The following is a 16,684-nucleotide window of genomic DNA, read 5'->3' as shown; positions in this document are numbered from 1 at the left end:
CTCGCCCTATACATCAGAAGGCCAGAACCAGACCGGCAATCGCGGCCGAGAGCACGCTCACCAGGGTCGAACCGTACAGCAGTTTCAGGCCGAAGCGAGAAACCACGTTGCCCTGCTCTTCGTTCAAACCTTTAATCGCACCCGCTACAATCCCGATAGAAGAGAAGTTCGCGAAGGAAACGAGGAACACAGACAGGATACCTTCTGCGTGCGGTGACAGCTGACCGGCAATCTTCTGCAGATCCATCATCGCCACGAATTCATTAGAAACCAGTTTGGTCGCCATAATACTGCCCACCTGCAGCGCTTCGCTGGACGGCACGCCCATCACCCACGCAAACGGATAGAACACATAACCCAGCACACCCTGGAAGCTGATGCCGAAGATAAAATCAAACAGCGCGTTCAGACCAGAAATCAATGCGATAAAACCAATCAGCATCGCGGCAACAATAATCGCCACTTTGAAACCGGCGAGGATGTATTCACCCAGCATTTCGAAGAAGCTCTGGCCTTTATGCAGGTCCTGCAGCTGCAGGTCTTCTTCGTTATCGACGCGGTACGGGTTGATCAGTGACAACACGATAAAGGTGCTGAACATGTTCAATACCAGCGCGGCCACCACATATTTCGGTTGCAGCATGGTCATATACGCGCCGACGATGGACATCGAAACGGTGGACATCGCTGTTGCAGCCATGGTGTACATGCGACGCTGCGACATTTTGCCGAGGATATCTTTATAGGCGATGAAGTTTTCTGACTGTCCCAAAATCAGTGAACTCACGGCGTTAAAGGATTCCAGTTTGCCCATACCGTTAACTTTTGACAGCACGGTACCGATGCCGCGGATCACCCATGGCAGGATACGGAAGTGCTGCAAAATACCGATCAGCGCCGAGATAAACACAATCGGGCACAGAACATTAAGGAAGAAGAACGCCAGGCCTTTGTCGTTCATGTTGCCAAACACGAAGTTGGTACCTTCGGCGGCATACTTGAGCAGATGGTCAAACACCCCCGCAAACCCTTTAACGAAGCCGAGGCCCGCTTCAGAGTTAAGGAAGAACCACGCCAGCAGAACTTCGATCACCAGAAGCTGAACGATGTAACGAATGCGGATGCTTTTACGATCGTGACTGACCAGCAAGGCCAGTACGGCTACCACCACTAATGCCAAAAGAAAGTGCAAAATATGGGACATGTCGGCTCCAAATTTGAGGAGGGTTGTATTTTGTTGCGTATTCTATGTAACGCGTTACTTAAAACGAGATCAAAACCACATTATAAGTATTCGGTATCGACAAATTTCTAAGAATAGTCTCACCGCTCACAACCTCTTCACAAAGCCTTCACAAGAAATATCCACAAAAACATTGTCTATAAAATAACCCGAGAGTAGAGTGATTCCTGTTGCAAACATTTTGGCAAGAACTCACTTTACCGCAAGGTATAGCAATGGCTATACTTTATAGCACCATCTATTATTACGATAACTATAATCAAATTTCACTTGCCTTGAGCGCCCGCTAAGCTGCATGGGTCAACAAGCGTTAGGACAGGGTCCACACTATGTCAGAAAGTCGCACCGCTGAGCGCGCCGCTCGCGGAGCCAGAAAGATCAAACTCGCGTTGCTGGGCCCCGCCTTCATCGCGGCAATCGGTTATATCGATCCCGGTAACTTCGCCACAAATATTCAGGCCGGTGCGGCCTACGGCTATAAGCTGCTGTGGGTGGTTGTCTGGGCCAACATCATGGCAATGATGATTCAGCTGATGTCCGCCAAACTGGGCATTGCGACCGGCAAAAACCTCGCTGAACATATTCGCGATCGTTTTCCGCGCCCGGCGGTATGGTTCTATTGGGTGCAGGCGGAAATCATCGCCATGGCCACTGACCTCGCTGAATTTATCGGTGCGGCACTTGGCTTTAAATTATTACTGGGCATTTCGCTACTGCAAGGCGCGGTGCTGACCGGTGTCGCCACCTATCTGATTTTGATGCTACAAAGCCGGGGGCAGAAGCCGCTGGAGTTAGTGATTGGCGGCCTGCTGCTGTTTGTCGCGGCAGCCTATATTGTTGAGCTGTTTTTCTCTCAGCCAAAAGTGAGCGAGCTGGTCAAGGGCATGGCGTTACCTTCACTGCCTACCTCAGATGCCGTGTTCCTCGCTGCCGGTGTGCTGGGTGCCACCATCATGCCGCACGTGATTTATCTGCACTCGGCGCTGACACAGCACGGTAATGTGGGCAGCAAAGCGGATCGTTATTCGTCAACCAAACTGGATGTGGCGATTGCCATGACCATTGCCGGTTTCGTTAATCTGGCGATGATGGCCACCGCAGCCGCCGCGTTCCACTTTAGCGGTCACACCAGCATTGTGGATCTCGACCAGGCGTATCTGACGCTGCAACCGTTGCTCGGCCACGCGGCTGCCGTCGTGTTTGGTTTGAGTCTGGTGGCGGCGGGGTTATCCTCAACCGTCGTCGGCACGCTGGCCGGTCAGGTAGTGATGCAGGGCTTTATTCGCTTCCACATTCCGCTTTGGCTGCGTCGCACCATTACTATGCTGCCTTCCTTTATCGTGATTTGGGCCGGATGGGATCCGACACGCATTCTGGTGATGAGCCAGGTGCTGCTGAGCTTCGGTATCGCGCTGGCGCTGATCCCGCTGCTTTCTTTTACCGGTAACCGCGAGTTGATGGGCGATGAGATGGTTAACTCACGCCTGATGCAGAATGCCGGGCGTATGATTGTGGTGCTGGTGGTGGCGTTAAATCTCTACTTGCTGGTGGGCGAAGCGCTCGGCTGGTAACTCACCCAGTAAAACAAAAATCCCGGCTGATGAGCCGGGATTTTTTTCAATGATGATGGTGGTCGTGATGGTCACGGCGATCATCGTGACGATGATCGTGTCGCCAATGTTCGCGGCGTTCCCGTTCATGCCAGCGGCGTTCACGATCACGCTCGTAAGCCTGATGACGACGCCACTCTTCATGACGCCACCAGCGGCGATCATTGTACTGATAACGTTCATTCCACCAGCGCGGTTCGCGCCAGCGTCCGCCATCCCAATAGTTGCCTCGACGATCGCGATCGCCAAGATGCAGCGTGACACCCGGTGCCAATGTCAGCGTGGCGCTGTTGGCTTCTGCTGTGTGCATTGCCAGGGGTGAAAGTGTTGCCAGCAAGGCGGCAAACAAAATTGCACGTTTCATAACTTCTCCTTTTCAGTGGCTTATCACTGCCACCGTTGCGCTAGTGTGCCACATCGGACCAGCGATGCCTTGAGAAGGAGTCTGAAAAGGTTGAGGTAAATCTGAATTGAGAATTTTCTGCTGCGGAAAACACCCGGCCTGAGCCGGGTGGGTAAGCGTTTACATCAGTATGGAATGAATCGCTTCGATCTCTTCTTGGGTCAGCACCGGCTGGCTTAACATCTCAACCGCATCATCGATTTGCGCGATTTTACTGGCACCAATCAGCACCGAAGTGACGCGCGCATCGCGCAGCACCCAGCTCAGCGCCATTTGCGCCAGTTTCTGCCCACGCTGCTGCGCAATCGCCTGTAGCTGACGCACTTTCTCCATTTTCTCTTGCGTCAGCTGGCTTTCACTGAGGAATTTACTGCCGCTGGCCGCACGGGAATCCTCTGGGATGCCTTGCAGATAGCGGTCAGTTAACACGCCGCCCGCCAACGGAGAGAAAGCAATACAGCCGACGCCGTTATCACCCAGCACATCAAGGAGACCCTGTTCTTCCGGTGCACGTTCGAACATGGAGTATTTCGGCTGGTGAATCAGGCATGGCGTACCGAGATCGCGCAGAATGGCAATCGCCTCGGCTGCTTTATCCGCCGGGTAGTTAGAAATCGCCGCGTATAACGCTTTGCCCTGACGTACCACCTGATCCAGCGCGCGCATGGTTTCTTCCAGCGGCGTTTCCGGATCGGGACGGTGATGGTAGAAGATATCCACGTATTCGAGCCCCATGCGTTTCAGGCTCTGATCCAAACTGGAAATCAGATACTTGCGCGAACCCCAGTCGCCATAAGGGCCGTCCCACATGGTGTAACCGGCTTTGGTGGAGATCACCAGCTCATCGCGCAGTCCGGCAAAATCTTCACGCAGAATGCGACCAAAATTGGATTCTGCGGAACCCGGCGGTGGTCCGTAGTTGTTGGCAAGATCGAAGTGAGTGATGCCGCGATCAAAGGCGTGGCGCAGTAATTCACGGCTGTTATCGACGCGCGTGCTGTCGCCAAAGTTGTGCCATAAACCCAGCGAAATGGCCGGTAATTTCAGGCCGGTGCGGCCACTGCGACGATATTGCATCTGTTGATAGCGATCGGGATGAGGAAATACAGACATGCAGCGTTCCTGTCTCAAAAGGGGAGAAAGTGACATCAGCATAGCAGTGTATGCGTTTACACTAAGCTGAAACGCGTCGAAGATCGCAACTTACAGAATTTTCTGTCGTCGTAACGATCGCTTGCCACCAATCACAGTGCGGTGATGGTGAAAATCTCGCCAATTCAGCCACATCGCTGATACTTCGATCATCCCCTTAACAAGGAACTGGCGATGAAAACCCTCAACGTTGGCGATTATCTACTGCATCGTTTACAGCAAGCTGGCATTGGTCATCTGTTTGGTGTGCCGGGTGATTACAACCTGCAATTTCTCGACAGCGTTATCGCGCATCCTGACATTACATGGGTCGGTTGCGCCAATGAGTTAAATGCTGCCTATGCGGCGGATGGTTATGGTCGCTGTAACGGAGCCGCAGCGTTGTTGACCACCTTTGGCGTCGGCGAACTCAGTGCGATCAACGGCATCGCAGGCAGCTACGCCGAGTATGTTCCGGTGATCCACATCGTCGGTGCGCCCGCCAGCCGGGCACAGCAGCAAGGCGACTGCGTGCATCATTCACTGGGTGACGGCGACTTCCACCATTTCCTGCGCATGGCGCAAGAAGTGAGTGCGGCCAGTGCGGTGCTGACAAAAGCTAATGCGGTAGCAGAGATTGATCGCGTGATAACGGAGGCGCTCCATCAGCATCGGCCGGGTTATCTATTGCTGGCAGTTGATGTCGCAGCAGCGCAAATCGAGATGCCCGAAGCGTATTCCGGTCACGTTGATCATGATTCATCGGTGGTTGCGGCTTTTGCCGCCGCTGCCGAACGCTTACTGGCCCCCGCGCAGCGCGTCTCGCTGTTGGCAGACTTCCTTGCTTCGCGCTGGCAACTGCAAGCGCCGCTCTCGGCATTACGCCAGCTGCGTGCCATTCCCAGCGCCACGCTGTTAATGGGAAAAGGCGTGCTGGATGAGCAATTTCCGGGTTATGTCGGCACGTATGCCGCCGAAGGCAGCAGCGATGCGGTGCGTTGTGCAATCGAAGAAACCGATGTGACCTTGTGTGTGGGCGTGCGCTTTACCGATACCTTAACTGCCGGTTTCACGCAGCATTTGCCGGCTGAAAAGTGCCTCGACCTGCAACCGTTCCATGCCACCGTGGGTGGAGAGCGCTTTGCCCCGCTGAACATGGCGCAGGCGCTGGCGGCACTTCTGCCAATTTACCAGCGCCATTGCGCGCAATGGGCGTTGGCGGAGACGCCATGTTGCGAAGAAAATGAGCAACATGATGATGCGGTAATCAGTCAGCGTGCATTCTGGCAGGCGATGCAGCGCTTCCTGCTGCCGGGTGATATTATTCTGGCGGATCAAGGCACTGCCGCCTTTGGCGCCGCTGCGCTGCGATTACCCACAGATGCGCAGTTGCTGGTGCAACCGTTATGGGGTTCGATTGGCTATACTTTACCTGCGACCTTTGGTGCGCAAACCGCGCAACCCACTCGGCGCGTCATCCTGATTATCGGTGACGGTTCCGCGCAGCTGACTATCCAGGAACTCGGCTCGATGCAGCGTGATGGGCAGCTGCCGATTATCTTCCTGATTAATAATGACGGCTACACCGTTGAGCGGGCGATTCACGGTGCGCAACAGCGCTACAACGATATCGCGCAGTGGAACTGGACGGCGATCCCGCATGCGATGAGCGTGCAGGGCGCAGCACAGAGCTGGCGCGTCAGCGAGACGGTGCAGTTGACGGCGGTGATGGAGCAATTAATGCTGAATCGTCGCTTGACGCTGGTGGAAGTGGTGATGGCGAAACAGGACTTGCCACCGCTGCTGCGTAAAGTGACGGCGGCATTGCATCAGCGTAACGGCTAAGTTTCGGAAAGTTGCCTCTATACAGTTGCGTTGCCGATCGTCAGGCTGTGGCACGCACCTGATGTGTTTACGCCCATCGTGCTGGTGGGCGTTATTGTTTTATTGGCAGGCTCTTATATAGTGTCCTGCAATTGTTTATGACCCAATCGGAGCAGCAGAAGAATGACAAAATACGCCCTGGTCGGCGATGTGGGCGGCACCAACGCTCGCCTTGCCCTGTGTGAGGTGGAAACCGGCGCCATCTCCCAGGCCAAAACATTCTCAACATCAGACTACGACAATCTTGAAGCGGTGATGCGTGCTTATCTCGACGAGCAGAAACAGGACATCAAACACGCCTGTATCGCCATTGCTTGTCCAATCACCGGTGATTGGGTGGAAATGACCAACCACGATTGGGCATTCTCTACGCGCGAGATGAAAGAACATCTGGCATTCGACAGCCTGGAAATCATCAATGATTTCACCGCCGTGTCGATGGCCATTCCCATGCTGGCTGAAGATGAAGTGATTCAGTTTGGTGGCAAAGTGCCGGTTGAAGGCAAACCGATCGCGATTTACGGTGCAGGCACCGGCCTGGGCGTGAGCCATCTGGTGCACGTCGATAAACGCTGGATTAGCCTGCCAGGCGAAGGCGGTCACGTCGATTTCGCTCCGAACAGTGAAGAAGAGGGCGAAATTCTTGAAGTGCTGCGCGCTGAAATCGGTCATGTATCGGCTGAGCGTGTGCTATCGGGCTCGGGCCTGGTGAACCTCTATCGCGCTATCGTCAAATCTGATCAGCGCGAGCCGGAAAACCTCAAGCCGAAAGATGTCACCGAGCGCGCACTCAAAGACAGCTGCATCGACTGCGTCGTGCGCTGTCACTGTTCTGCGTGATCATGGGCCGCTTTGGTGGCAACCTGGCGCTCAATCTCGGTACGTTTGGTGGCGTGTATATTGCCGGTGGCATCGTGCCGCGCTTCCTCGACTTCTTCAAAGCGTCCGGCTTCCGCGCCGCGTTTGAAGACAAAGGTCGCTTCCGTGATTATCTGGTCGATATTCCGGTATACATGATCACTCACGATCAGCCAGGGTTGCTGGGTGCAGGCGCGCATCTGCGCCAGACTTTGGGCCGCGTACTGTAATGTCTTCAGGCGAGCAGCGTTCTGCTGCTCGCTTTACAACCTCATCAACAGGCGAAACGCCTTCACCTTGCTGCGACTCACCGGCACCTGCGCATCTAAATCGCGCAACTTCACCAAATAGGTATTGTTGAACCACGGCTCAATCTCACGAATTTTGCTGAGGTTGACGCAATACGAACGATGGCAGCGGAAAAACAGCTGTTCTGGCAGGCGGCTGCAAAATTCACTGATCGCCATCGACATCACATAGGCTTCGCGGCGGGTATAAACAAACGTCAGCTTTTCATGCGCCTCAACGTAATAGATATCGTTGATATCGGTGACAATAATGCGCTCATCTTTCACCAAATTAACCGTTTGAGGAACGTTTTGCTGCGCATGCGGCTGAGCCTGCTGCTGGGCGCTGGCCTCCAGTTTGTTGAGCATGGTGATGATGCGCGACTCATGATAAGGCTTCAGGATGTAGTCAAACGCCTCCAACTCAAACGCGTCAACGGCGTGCTCTTTCCATGCAGTGATAAATACGATTAAAGGCTTGTGGGCAAATTGATTGATATTCTGCGCCAGCAGCATGCCGTCCAGCGAAGGAATATTGATGTCGAGAAAGATCACATCCACGCGGTGATTTTGCAGATACTTCAGCACTTCCAGACCGTCATCAAAGCAGGCTTCAATACTGATCTGACTGTGCTGCTGGATCATCCAGCTCAACTCTTGCTGAGCAAGGAACTCGTCTTCGACGATAATGGCTTTCACGCGCTGGGTTCCGTGATATGGCTTAACGGTGCAGCCAGGCGCTGACCATTCTTGCTCAGGGTGAAGGCAATTTCGGTGCCTGGATGATGGCGGGTAATCGTCAGACCGTGGCCAGAAAGCAATTTCACCCGATGATGGACATTCAACAAACCAATCTTGTTACCCGGCATCTCGTCACGCGCTACACGACCAATCACTTCTTCACTGATGCCCGCGCCGGTATCGCGCACCGCAACCCGCACATCATCCCCAAGGTCTTTGACACTCAGCGTGACCACACCTTTGCCGCGGCATGGCTGAATACCGTGCACAATAGCGTTCTCTACCAGCGGCTGAATCAAGAGACTGGGCAGTAAAAAGTGCAGGTCTTCATCAATGTCATAAATCATCGACAGCTTATCGCCGAAGCGTGCTTGCTCTATCGCGATGTAATCTTTCACCTGCCACAGCTCTTTTTTAATATCGATAAGCTCATCATCATTAAGTTCGAGGTTGTAGCGCAGATAGCGCGAGAGGTTAATCACTAACTGGCGCGCGGTATCTGGATTTAGCCGAATTGAAGCGGAGATAGCATTCAGCGCGTTAAACAGGAAATGTGGATTGATTTTGCTTTGCAGGGCGCGCAGTTCGGCTTTGTTGGCCATTTCACGTAATTGCTCCGCGCGCGACACTTCCAGTTGGGTCGAGATGATTTGCGACAGGCCAATCGCCATCTCTTTTAGCGAGCCGGTAATGCGATGAGCACGGCGATAATAGATTTTTAGTGTGCCTGTCACTTCCCCTTTTTCCCAAAGGGGAATAACCAGCATTGAGTGAATATCTTTGGTGCGGTGCGCCTCATCATTGTTCTTGATGATGATTTTGCCGCTCGCAATCGACTGGGCCGTGGTCGGGCTGATGCCATCATCACCATTCTGATAATTGTGTTCGCCATATCCGACATAGGCCAGTATCTGCTTGGTATTGGTGATCGCTACGGCATCGGCATGAATTTCGCTGCGGATGATATCGCACACCTGACGCAAAGATTGGCTATTCACCTGACGAAACAGCGGCAAGGTTTTATTGGCAATTTCCAGTGCCAGCTTCGCCTGACGAGCCGCAATGGCCTCTTTTTCGCCTTCCACGCTCTGCACCAACAGCACAATCAGGCCAATGCTCGATGCGCCGAGAATCATCGGCAAGGCAATCTCCGTGACAATCGAAAACCCTAACGACAGCGGGCTGGCCCACAAGACAATCAGCACCATGGTCAGGGTTTCACACAGCATGCCGCCGAGGATGCCGGCGCGCCAGCGCTGCTCTTTGCTGACGCGTTGATTGATGAAGCCAGAAGCCACGCCGGCAATGATGCTGGTGATCAAACAGGGCACGGCGGTGACGCCATCCATATCGATCAGATAACGATGTATTCCCGCGATCACACCCGTGGCAATGCCCACCCACGGGCCAAACAGAATGCCGCCGGACATCACCGCAATCACACGGACATTCAGTAATGATCCGTCCACGTTGATACCGGACCAGGTGCTGAACAGCGCAAACAGCGAGAAAATCGCCGTCACCACCACTTTCTCTTTGATCGAATGCTCATCTTTTTGCAGCAGCTGACGAAACACCCGCGTACGAGTGAGGAAGAACAGGCAAATCAGCATCAGTGCTGCACGGTCAAAAACCGCCAGCAGCATGTCGAAGTGGGAAGGCAAGGGCATCTCTCAGACAGAGCTTGAATGCCGCTATGATAAAAAATGTGATCAAGATCTGCCAGCGCCGCGATGCGAGCAAAGCGCTAATGATGGTTTAGATCAATTTTCCTGCCGAATTCTCCATACGATTTTCAACAGTAACGCATTCAGCACAAGGCCAAACTGCTCCGTTCGGTTTTTCAAAACAGCAACGTATTCAGCACAAGTCCAAACTTGCTCCGTTCGGTTTTTCAAAACAGCAACGCATTCAGCTCAAGGCCAAACTGCTCCGTTCGGTTTTTCAAAACAGCAACGCCTTCAGCACAAGGCCAAACTGCTCCATTCGGTTTTTCAAAACAGCAACGCCTTCATCTAAAGGCCAGAACGGGCCAGCCCGAAGAGCAAAGCGTCTGGGCCATATATGGCCCAGCCGATCTGCAGGGATGCGTTTTGTCTTTGCGATCGGGCTGGCCCGTTCTGGCCCTGGCACCGAACCAGCAGCGACAATCATACCCAGTACCCAGCTCCCCCAACTCACCAAAAAGAGGAAAACTTGAGTAACAAAAAGAGGATTAGTTATCCGTGCGCGGAATGCTGGTTGTAAATGGTCCGGTTTGCTATGTTGCCGTAAGCACATTTGCGGAGCGCAGCAATGCAACTTCTCACCTCTCGGTTATCCCTGACACGCTTACAACCTGAAGATTGGCAAATATTCAAAGCGGTACATGAAGACGCGGCCACTATGAACTGGGTGAGTGAAATCCCTGATGAAAATGATATTCGCCAACGCTTTACTGAACGTCTCGCACCCTGGCAGATCACCAGCTTCCATATGATGTGCCTGGTGGCGCGCCTGCGCGACACGCATGAGCCAATCGGCCTGTTTGGTTGCAGCGCAGAATGGCAACCCTATCGACAGGCCGAAGTGGGTTACATGCTGAGCCATCGCTTCACGGGCCAAGGCTATGGCAGTGAAGCGCTGGGCGCGCTGTGTGATTTTTTATTGCAGGCAGAATTTCATAAGCTCAAAGCGCTGGTGATTGAGGGGAATTGGCCGTCACGGCGCATTCTGGAAAAGAATGGTTTCGCCCTGGAGGGCACCCTGCGGGATAATTATCTGCTAAACGACCAATGGGTGAACGATTGGGTGTTTGGCCGCCTGAATCCGCAATTTTAAAAATATTTTCAGTCGCTCTCGACAACTCTGTTATCAGCGCGTTATGGTCTTACTTCGGTCACCACAGTGACCAGCGTCGCTCGGACGGTCCGGGCGCCTACGTAAACCAGAGGACATCATGGCTGATAACAGCACACCCCGTCGTTTCTCGCGTATTGAACGCCTTCCCCCGTATGTATTTAACATCACCGCTGAATTGAAGATGGCTGCGCGTCGGCGCGGCGAAGACATCATCGATTTCTCGATGGGGAACCCTGATGGCCCTACGCCGCCACACATCGTGGAAAACTCTGTCAGGTAGCGCAACGCGAAGACACCCACGGTTACTCCACCTCGAAAGGCATTCCACGCCTGCGTCGCGCGATCTCGCGCTGGTACGCAGAACGTTATCAGGTTGAGATTGATCCGGAATCAGAAGCCATCGTCACAATCGGCTCCAAAGAAGGTCTGGCGCACTTGATGCTGGCGACACTCGACCACGGTGACACCGTCCTGGTGCCGAACCCGAGCTACCCAATTCATATCTATGGTGCTGTGATTGCCGGTGCACAAGTACGATCCGTACCGCTGGTGGCCGGCGTCGATTTCTTCAATGAGCTGGAGCGCGCGATTCGCGAAAGCTATCCAAAGCCGAAAATGATGATCCTCGGCTTCCCGTCAAACCCCACGGCACAGTGTGTTGAACTCGACTTCTTCGAACGCGTAATCGCGCTGGCGAAACAGTACAACGTATTGGTGATTCACGATCTCGCCTACGCCGACATCACCTATGACGGCTGGAAAGCGCCATCGATCATGCAGGTGCCGGGCGCACGTGACGTGGCGGTGGAATTCTTTACCCTGTCAAAAAGCTACAACATGGCGGGATGGCGCATCGGCTTTATGGTTGGAAACAAAGAGTTAGTGTCTGCGCTGGCGCGCATTAAGAGTTACCACGATTACGGCACTTTTACGCCATTACAGGTCGCCGCTATCGCCGCACTGGAAGGCGATCAGCAGTGTGTGCGCGAAATTGCAGAACAGTACAAACGCCGTCGCGATGTATTGGTGAAAGGGCTGCATGAAGCCGGTTGGATGGTGGATTTGCCAAAAGCCTCGATGTACGTCTGGGCGAAAATTCCCGATCACTACGCCCATCTCGGTTCGCTGGAGTTCGCCAAATTGCTGCTGCAGGAAGCCAAAGTGTGCGTCTCACCAGGCATCGGCTTCGGTGACTACGGTGATACCCATGTGCGCTTTGCACTGATTGAAAACAGCGATCGTATTCGTCAGGCGGTACGTGGCATTAAAGCCATGTTCCGTGCGGATGGCATTTTGCCGGGAACGGTAAAAGCGCTGGAAGAAGAAGAGTAAATACTAAGAGGGGCGACTCATGGGTCGCCCCGCCTGGCAGGATTTATTTCAGCATCAGCACGAAGGTGCCAACCCAAATCAACAGGAAGAAAGACACTCCCATCAAAGCATATCTCACAAAACGACTCCTCTGAGCGGCTACCAGGCTGGTGATCCCACTCCAGCGTAACCCGAACAGAATAAGAGAAAGGTGAAGTTCATATCCGCTGCACGCTTTCTTCTCAGGTGGTTCTAAGCGAACTCAGAACAGGATCGAGCGCTAATTTACGCGGAATCGATCCGAAAATAAATAGGCCAGTTCTGAGAGATTGCTCACATTTTCACCGGGCTTCAATTTCAGGTATGGCAGACATTCCCACCCGCAATTTCGCCAGATCGGGCTGATTTGCATCAAGCACAATTTTAACCGGTAAACGCTGCACCACTTTCGTGTAGTTGCCTGTGGCATTGTCCGGTGAGATAGCTGAGAAAGTGGCACCGGTGGCCGGTGCGATGCTATCCACGCGACCGGTGAAAACTTTCTCAGGCAGCGCATCCACCTTCACCCGAGCCTTCTGGCCTGGCTGTACATCGGCGAGTTGGGTTTCGAGGTAATTCGCGGTGATATAGGTTTGTTGTAAAGGAACCACCGCCAGCAAACGCGTGCCAGCACTTACGTACGCACCGAGACGCACTGCGCGCTGACCGACCATGCCATCCACCGGTGCCACAATACGCGTATAAGAGAGGTTCAGTTTTGCCTGATCCACGCTAGCCTGTGCCGCGGTGACATCGGCTTCGGCCTGGCGCACCGCCGCCTGCAACACGCCCACCTGCTTCATGGTCGCTGCCAGCGCGGCTTCACTTTGGCGCACCGCCGCGGAGGCTGAACGCTGGGTCGAGCTGGCTTTCTGCTGTTCATCGGCGGCAATCGTGCCACTTTTATACAGCTGGTTATAACGTGCAGCACTCTGACCCGCATACTGCGCTGACGCCTGGCTGGCCGCTAAGGTCGCTTTCGCTTCATCAATGGTCGATTGCTGTTGTTCCAACTGAGCCTGGCTGCTCAGGCGTTTGGCATCACTGACCAGCAAATTCGCCTGCGCCGTTTCCAGCGCCACGCGGTAATCACGATCGTCGAGCGTGGCCAGCAACTCGCCAGCCTTAACGCGCTGGTTATCCAGCACATTGACACTGGCGATATAGCCGGAAACCTTCGGGGCGACCAGGGTGTAATCGGCATTCACATACGCATCATCCGTGCGATGATCGTTACCGGTCATTGATGACCAGACAAAAAAGGCCATGGCCAGCAACACCATTAACAAGGCGCTCAGCAGCACCGTTCTTTTCATAGCAAAAGCTTGCATATCAATTATCTCGACGTCGTCGTAACGGGTTGAATCAGGGTTTGTGGTGGCCAGACACGTTTTGGCAACCACACAGTGAGCAGCAATAGCAGGGCGGCAAAACTTATCAGCATCTGATAGCAATCACTCAGGCTCAACACCATCGCCTGATGCTTCAGCAGCGTGGCAAAACCACTAAGATTCTCAGTGCTGCTGATGCTGCCATCAGGCAATAAAGGAAAGCTGCTGCTGGATTGCGCACTGCTGGGCGCCGTCATCAGCCAGGGCCGGCTGGCCGCATTGCCGACTAATACGTTGGAGTGAAACTTTTCACGGTGGCTGATAAACCACTCAACCAGCGTGCTGGCGGCAATGCTGGAGAAGCCGCGCACGGTATTAAACATCGCCGAAGCAAATGGGCCCTCAGGCGGCGCGACCACGCTGGTGGCGCTCATTAACACCGGCAAAATCACCATCGGCTGACCAAAGGCCTGCAAAATCTGAATCAGCCAAAAATTTTGTCGCGCCCAGTCGCTGGTGATGTTCATCCCCATCAGACAGGAGATCACCAGCAGCAACACGCCGGCGGTCAGCATCCAGCGGCAATCGATCCAGCGGATATTGAGCAGTGCCGCCACCAGCGGGGCGATCAGCAATTGCGGCAGACCAATGGTTAATGCCAGCGGCGCGAATTGCAGCGTGCGGAAACCTTCAACCTGGCCAAGATAGGCTGAGGGCAGCGCCGATCCTGATAGCGACAGAATCAATACGCCCGCCAGCGCCAGCAGACCGTGCGCTAAATTGTGGCGGCGCAACATCTGCAATTTGAACAGCGGCAACGGGTGAAACCATTCATTAATAAAGAACACAGTCAGCAACGCGAAGGCGCTGAATAATAGTCCGATAAACAACGGCGAACCCAGCCAGTCCAGGCGCTCACCCTGCGTCAACGCTAGGATCAGTAATGCCATCCCTGAGCAACCGGTCAGCATGCCGAATATATCCATCTGCTTGAAACGTTCGAAACGCAATGGATCCTGCGGCAGGCCCCAGCCTATCAGCAGCATGGCAATCAGCATTGAGGGGATAACTTGCCAAAACACAAACATCCAGCTGACTTCATCCGTCCAGAAGGCGGCGAGCGTGGCGGCAAGATTAGGGCCAAAGGTGGCGGTCAGCGCATAGGCACCAAGACCATAGAGCTTGATCGGCGGCGGTAAAAAACGCAGCGCCACGGTCATCAGCAATGGCGGTAACGCGCCACCAAACAGGCCCTGTATCACGCGCAGCGCAATAAAGAGTGGCGCATTGGGCATCAGTGGCAGCAGTAATCCACTGAGCATAAAGCCGGCGGAAACGGCCAGAGCAAAGCGACGCAGTGAAAAGGTCACGGCAAACCACGGCGCGATCATCATGGCGGCCACTTCTGCGGCCTGGTAAGCGGAAATAATCCAACTGCCCTGATCGAAGCTAATACCGATGGCGGCACGGATATCTGCCAGCGCAATGTCAGTGACACGGTCGTTAAGTCCGGAGGTGAGCGCAGCAATCAGCACGCCAACCAATCCCAGCGCCAGGCGCAAGGTAAACGGATGGGGTGCCGGAGCCGCAACGGGCTGGGCGTTCATAGCAGGTTTCTCGTTTATTAATATTGATGCAGTGTATTGCGATGTGATACATGTCGCATCTTACATCTCGGTATGATGTATTGCAATGTGATACAGGGTGTAAAAGTGCGGTCATTCGCGCTAAAGTAGGGCAGGCCAAAAAGGAACGCATCATGGTTGAACTTCCCTCAAGCCGTGAGGATGAAAAAGCGGGTGGCATTCAGGTCATCGCGCGTGCGGCAAAAATTCTTAATGCGTTGGGTGAACATCCCGGCGGCATGAGTCTGGGCGAAATTGCGCAAGTGGTGGATTTACCGCGCTCAACGGTGCAGCGCATTATTGCTGCGCTGGACAGTGCTCAGCTGGTTCGCAGCAGCGGTGCGGGCGGTTTGCGTCTCGGGCCGGCATTGCTCAAGCTCATTTCCAGCGTGCACAGCGATGTGGTCGAAATCGTGCGACCCTTCCTGGAAAACTCTCTGCCGATATCAACGAAACGGTGTCACTGGCGCGCGCCAGCGGCACGCAGTTAGCGATTGTTCACTATGTCGTGGCGTCACGGGAATTGCGGGTGGTGCCGCGCATCGGGTTGAATTTGCCGCTTTACAGCACTTCTGGCGGCCGTGCGCTGCTGGCGCTGGAGAGTGATGAAGATGTGCGCGTGATGGTCGGCGAAGCGTATAAAGAGCTTACCGAAATGACGGTGAAAACCCTGCCTCAGTTGCTGGAACTGATTGCTCAGGTACGCGTGAGCGGATTGGCCATCGATCGTGGCGAAACGTTGGAAGGTATTTCAACCATGGCGGTGGCGATAGACACGCTGTTTGGCCGCTTCTCTATTTCGCTGCTGGTGCCGACGGCGCGTTTTCATAAACAGGAAGCGCGTTATCGTGATGAAATCATGAAGTGCAAAGAGGCGCTGATTCGTGAAATCGGCAAAATGACCGCTGTGGAAGGATAACCAACTGATGAAAACCTTGCTGATGGCCATCGATAATTCACCGGTGGCAGAGAAAGTGATCGCGCTGACCATTGAACAGGCGCTGGCGCAACAGGCTCAGGTCACCGTTTTGTGCTGCGTCGATCCGGCTTATTCATCCTGCAATCAGCCCATTGAGATCGATGCGGGCGAAGATCCGGATGATTTTGTCGCCGCGAAAGATGAACAAAACACCGCCGAAATGGTGGTGCGTCATGCGCTGGCACCGTTGCTGCGAGCCGGTGTCGCCGCCAAAGGTTTGATTCTGGCCGGTGAAGCAGCAGAAACCATCGTGGCGCAGTCTCAAGTATTAAAGGCCAGCATGATTATCATTGGCCGCCGTCATCTCTCTCCTTTCAATCGATTATTAAAAGGTTCGGTGAGCGCCGCTGTGATTGAGCGCGCCAACTGCCCGGTTTTGATTGACGTTCGCAAGGATTAAT

General features: G+C 54.0%; 12 protein-coding genes and 3 pseudogenes. 7 read left to right on the top strand and 8 right to left on the bottom strand.

The features are described from left to right. Positions 1-13: 13 nt before the first annotated feature. Entirely contained in the window at positions 14-1,204 is a 1,191-nt protein-coding gene (locus tag HA45_RS15075; protein ID WP_100701186.1) for a NupC/NupG family nucleoside CNT transporter, read from the bottom strand. Between the two features lie 368 nt (positions 1,205-1,572). Between HA45_RS15075 and HA45_RS15070 the strand changes: the two genes are divergently transcribed. After that, the gene (locus HA45_RS15070) at positions 1,573-2,814 is read left to right on the top strand and encodes an Nramp family divalent metal transporter (protein ID WP_100701185.1); all 1,242 of its coding nucleotides are present in this window, start codon (positions 1,573-1,575) and stop codon (positions 2,812-2,814) included. Positions 2,815-2,860: 46 nt separating this feature from the next. Here HA45_RS15070 and HA45_RS15065 read toward each other — a convergent pair whose 3' ends face one another. Then, positions 2,861-3,217 (bottom strand): DUF2502 domain-containing protein, encoded by a 357-nt coding sequence (locus HA45_RS15065; protein ID WP_100701184.1) that lies wholly within the window; start codon positions 3,215-3,217, stop codon positions 2,861-2,863. 159 nt (positions 3,218-3,376) lie between these two features. Further along, positions 3,377-4,369, bottom strand: coding sequence for an L-glyceraldehyde 3-phosphate reductase (mgrA, locus tag HA45_RS15060; RefSeq protein WP_100701183.1), 993 nt, complete (start codon positions 4,367-4,369; stop codon positions 3,377-3,379). Between the two features lie 213 nt (positions 4,370-4,582). Between mgrA and HA45_RS15055 the strand changes: the two genes are divergently transcribed. Together HA45_RS15055 and glk are read left to right on the top strand one after the other, a co-directional pair. Continuing rightward, positions 4,583-6,232, top strand: a complete 1,650-nt coding sequence (locus HA45_RS15055) for a thiamine pyrophosphate-binding protein (RefSeq protein ID WP_100701182.1) — start codon at positions 4,583-4,585, stop codon at positions 6,230-6,232. A 162-nt stretch (positions 6,233-6,394) separates the two neighbouring features. Continuing rightward, positions 6,395-7,359 (top strand): annotated as a pseudogene (gene glk / locus HA45_RS15050) (glucokinase). Between the two features lie 33 nt (positions 7,360-7,392). On the opposite strand, the gene HA45_RS15045 reads toward glk, so the two are convergent. Both HA45_RS15045 and HA45_RS15040 read right to left on the bottom strand, forming a co-directional pair. After that, on the bottom strand, positions 7,393-8,115 hold the full coding sequence (locus HA45_RS15045) for a LytR/AlgR family response regulator transcription factor (RefSeq protein WP_100701180.1): 723 nt from the start codon (positions 8,113-8,115) through the stop codon (positions 7,393-7,395). Further along, complete coding sequence (locus HA45_RS15040) at positions 8,112-9,803, bottom strand: sensor histidine kinase (protein WP_100701179.1); 1,692 nt, start codon at positions 9,801-9,803, stop codon at positions 8,112-8,114. Before HA45_RS15040 ends, HA45_RS15045 begins: the two co-directional genes overlap by 4 nt. 649 nt (positions 9,804-10,452) lie before the next feature. Between HA45_RS15040 and HA45_RS15035 the strand changes: the two genes are divergently transcribed. Then, positions 10,453-10,977, top strand: a complete 525-nt coding sequence (locus HA45_RS15035) for a GNAT family N-acetyltransferase (protein WP_100701177.1) — start codon at positions 10,453-10,455, stop codon at positions 10,975-10,977. 118 nt (positions 10,978-11,095) lie between these two features. Next, positions 11,096-12,330 (top strand): annotated as a pseudogene (alaC, locus tag HA45_RS15030) (alanine transaminase). Positions 12,331-12,373: 43 nt separating this feature from the next. Here alaC and ypdK read toward each other — a convergent pair. The 3 genes from ypdK to HA45_RS15015 form a co-directional block, all read right to left on the bottom strand. Beyond that, positions 12,374-12,448, bottom strand: a complete 75-nt coding sequence (gene ypdK / locus HA45_RS15025; RefSeq protein ID WP_100701370.1) for a membrane protein YpdK — start codon at positions 12,446-12,448, stop codon at positions 12,374-12,376. Between the two features lie 202 nt (positions 12,449-12,650). Continuing rightward, positions 12,651-13,679, bottom strand: a complete 1,029-nt coding sequence (locus HA45_RS15020) for an HlyD family secretion protein (RefSeq protein ID WP_100701175.1) — start codon at positions 13,677-13,679, stop codon at positions 12,651-12,653. 5 nt (positions 13,680-13,684) lie between these two features. After that, positions 13,685-15,286 (bottom strand): MFS transporter, encoded by a 1,602-nt coding sequence (locus HA45_RS15015; RefSeq protein ID WP_100701174.1) that lies wholly within the window; start codon positions 15,284-15,286, stop codon positions 13,685-13,687. 152 nt (positions 15,287-15,438) lie between these two features. Between HA45_RS15015 and HA45_RS15010 the strand changes: the two are divergent. Both HA45_RS15010 and HA45_RS15005 read left to right on the top strand, forming a co-directional pair. Then, positions 15,439-16,223: pseudogene (locus HA45_RS15010) on the top strand (IclR family transcriptional regulator). Between the two features lie 7 nt (positions 16,224-16,230). After that, the gene (locus HA45_RS15005; protein ID WP_100701172.1) at positions 16,231-16,683 is read left to right on the top strand and encodes a universal stress protein; all 453 of its coding nucleotides are present in this window, start codon (positions 16,231-16,233) and stop codon (positions 16,681-16,683) included. Position 16,684: the final 1 nt, after the last annotated feature.

The organism is Pantoea rodasii (assembly GCF_002095465.1).
GTDB lineage: Bacteria > Pseudomonadota > Gammaproteobacteria > Enterobacterales > Enterobacteriaceae > Pantoea > Pantoea rodasii.
The sequence above is the reverse complement of the archived record's forward strand: the minus strand, read 5'-3'. Positions and strand labels throughout refer to the sequence as shown.

Coding starts and splice junctions, on each gene's coding strand:
- mgrA (WP_100701183.1), bottom strand. CDS start 4,369: ATGTCTGTATTTCCTCATCCCGATCGCTATCAACAGATGCAATATCGT.
- HA45_RS15065 (WP_100701184.1), bottom strand. CDS start 3,217: ATGAAACGTGCAATTTTGTTTGCCGCCTTGCTGGCAACACTTTCACCC.
- HA45_RS15020 (WP_100701175.1), bottom strand. CDS start 13,679: ATGCAAGCTTTTGCTATGAAAAGAACGGTGCTGCTGAGCGCCTTGTTA.
- HA45_RS15015 (WP_100701174.1), bottom strand. CDS start 15,286: ATGAACGCCCAGCCCGTTGCGGCTCCGGCACCCCATCCGTTTACCTTG.
- HA45_RS15040 (WP_100701179.1), bottom strand. CDS start 9,803: ATGCTGCTGGCGGTTTTTGACCGTGCAGCACTGATGCTGATTTGCCTG.
- HA45_RS15005 (WP_100701172.1), top strand. CDS start 16,231: ATGAAAACCTTGCTGATGGCCATCGATAATTCACCGGTGGCAGAGAAA.
- HA45_RS15070 (WP_100701185.1), top strand. CDS start 1,573: ATGTCAGAAAGTCGCACCGCTGAGCGCGCCGCTCGCGGAGCCAGAAAG.
- HA45_RS15075 (WP_100701186.1), bottom strand. CDS start 1,204: ATGTCCCATATTTTGCACTTTCTTTTGGCATTAGTGGTGGTAGCCGTA.
- HA45_RS15035 (WP_100701177.1), top strand. CDS start 10,453: ATGCAACTTCTCACCTCTCGGTTATCCCTGACACGCTTACAACCTGAA.
- HA45_RS15055 (WP_100701182.1), top strand. CDS start 4,583: ATGAAAACCCTCAACGTTGGCGATTATCTACTGCATCGTTTACAGCAA.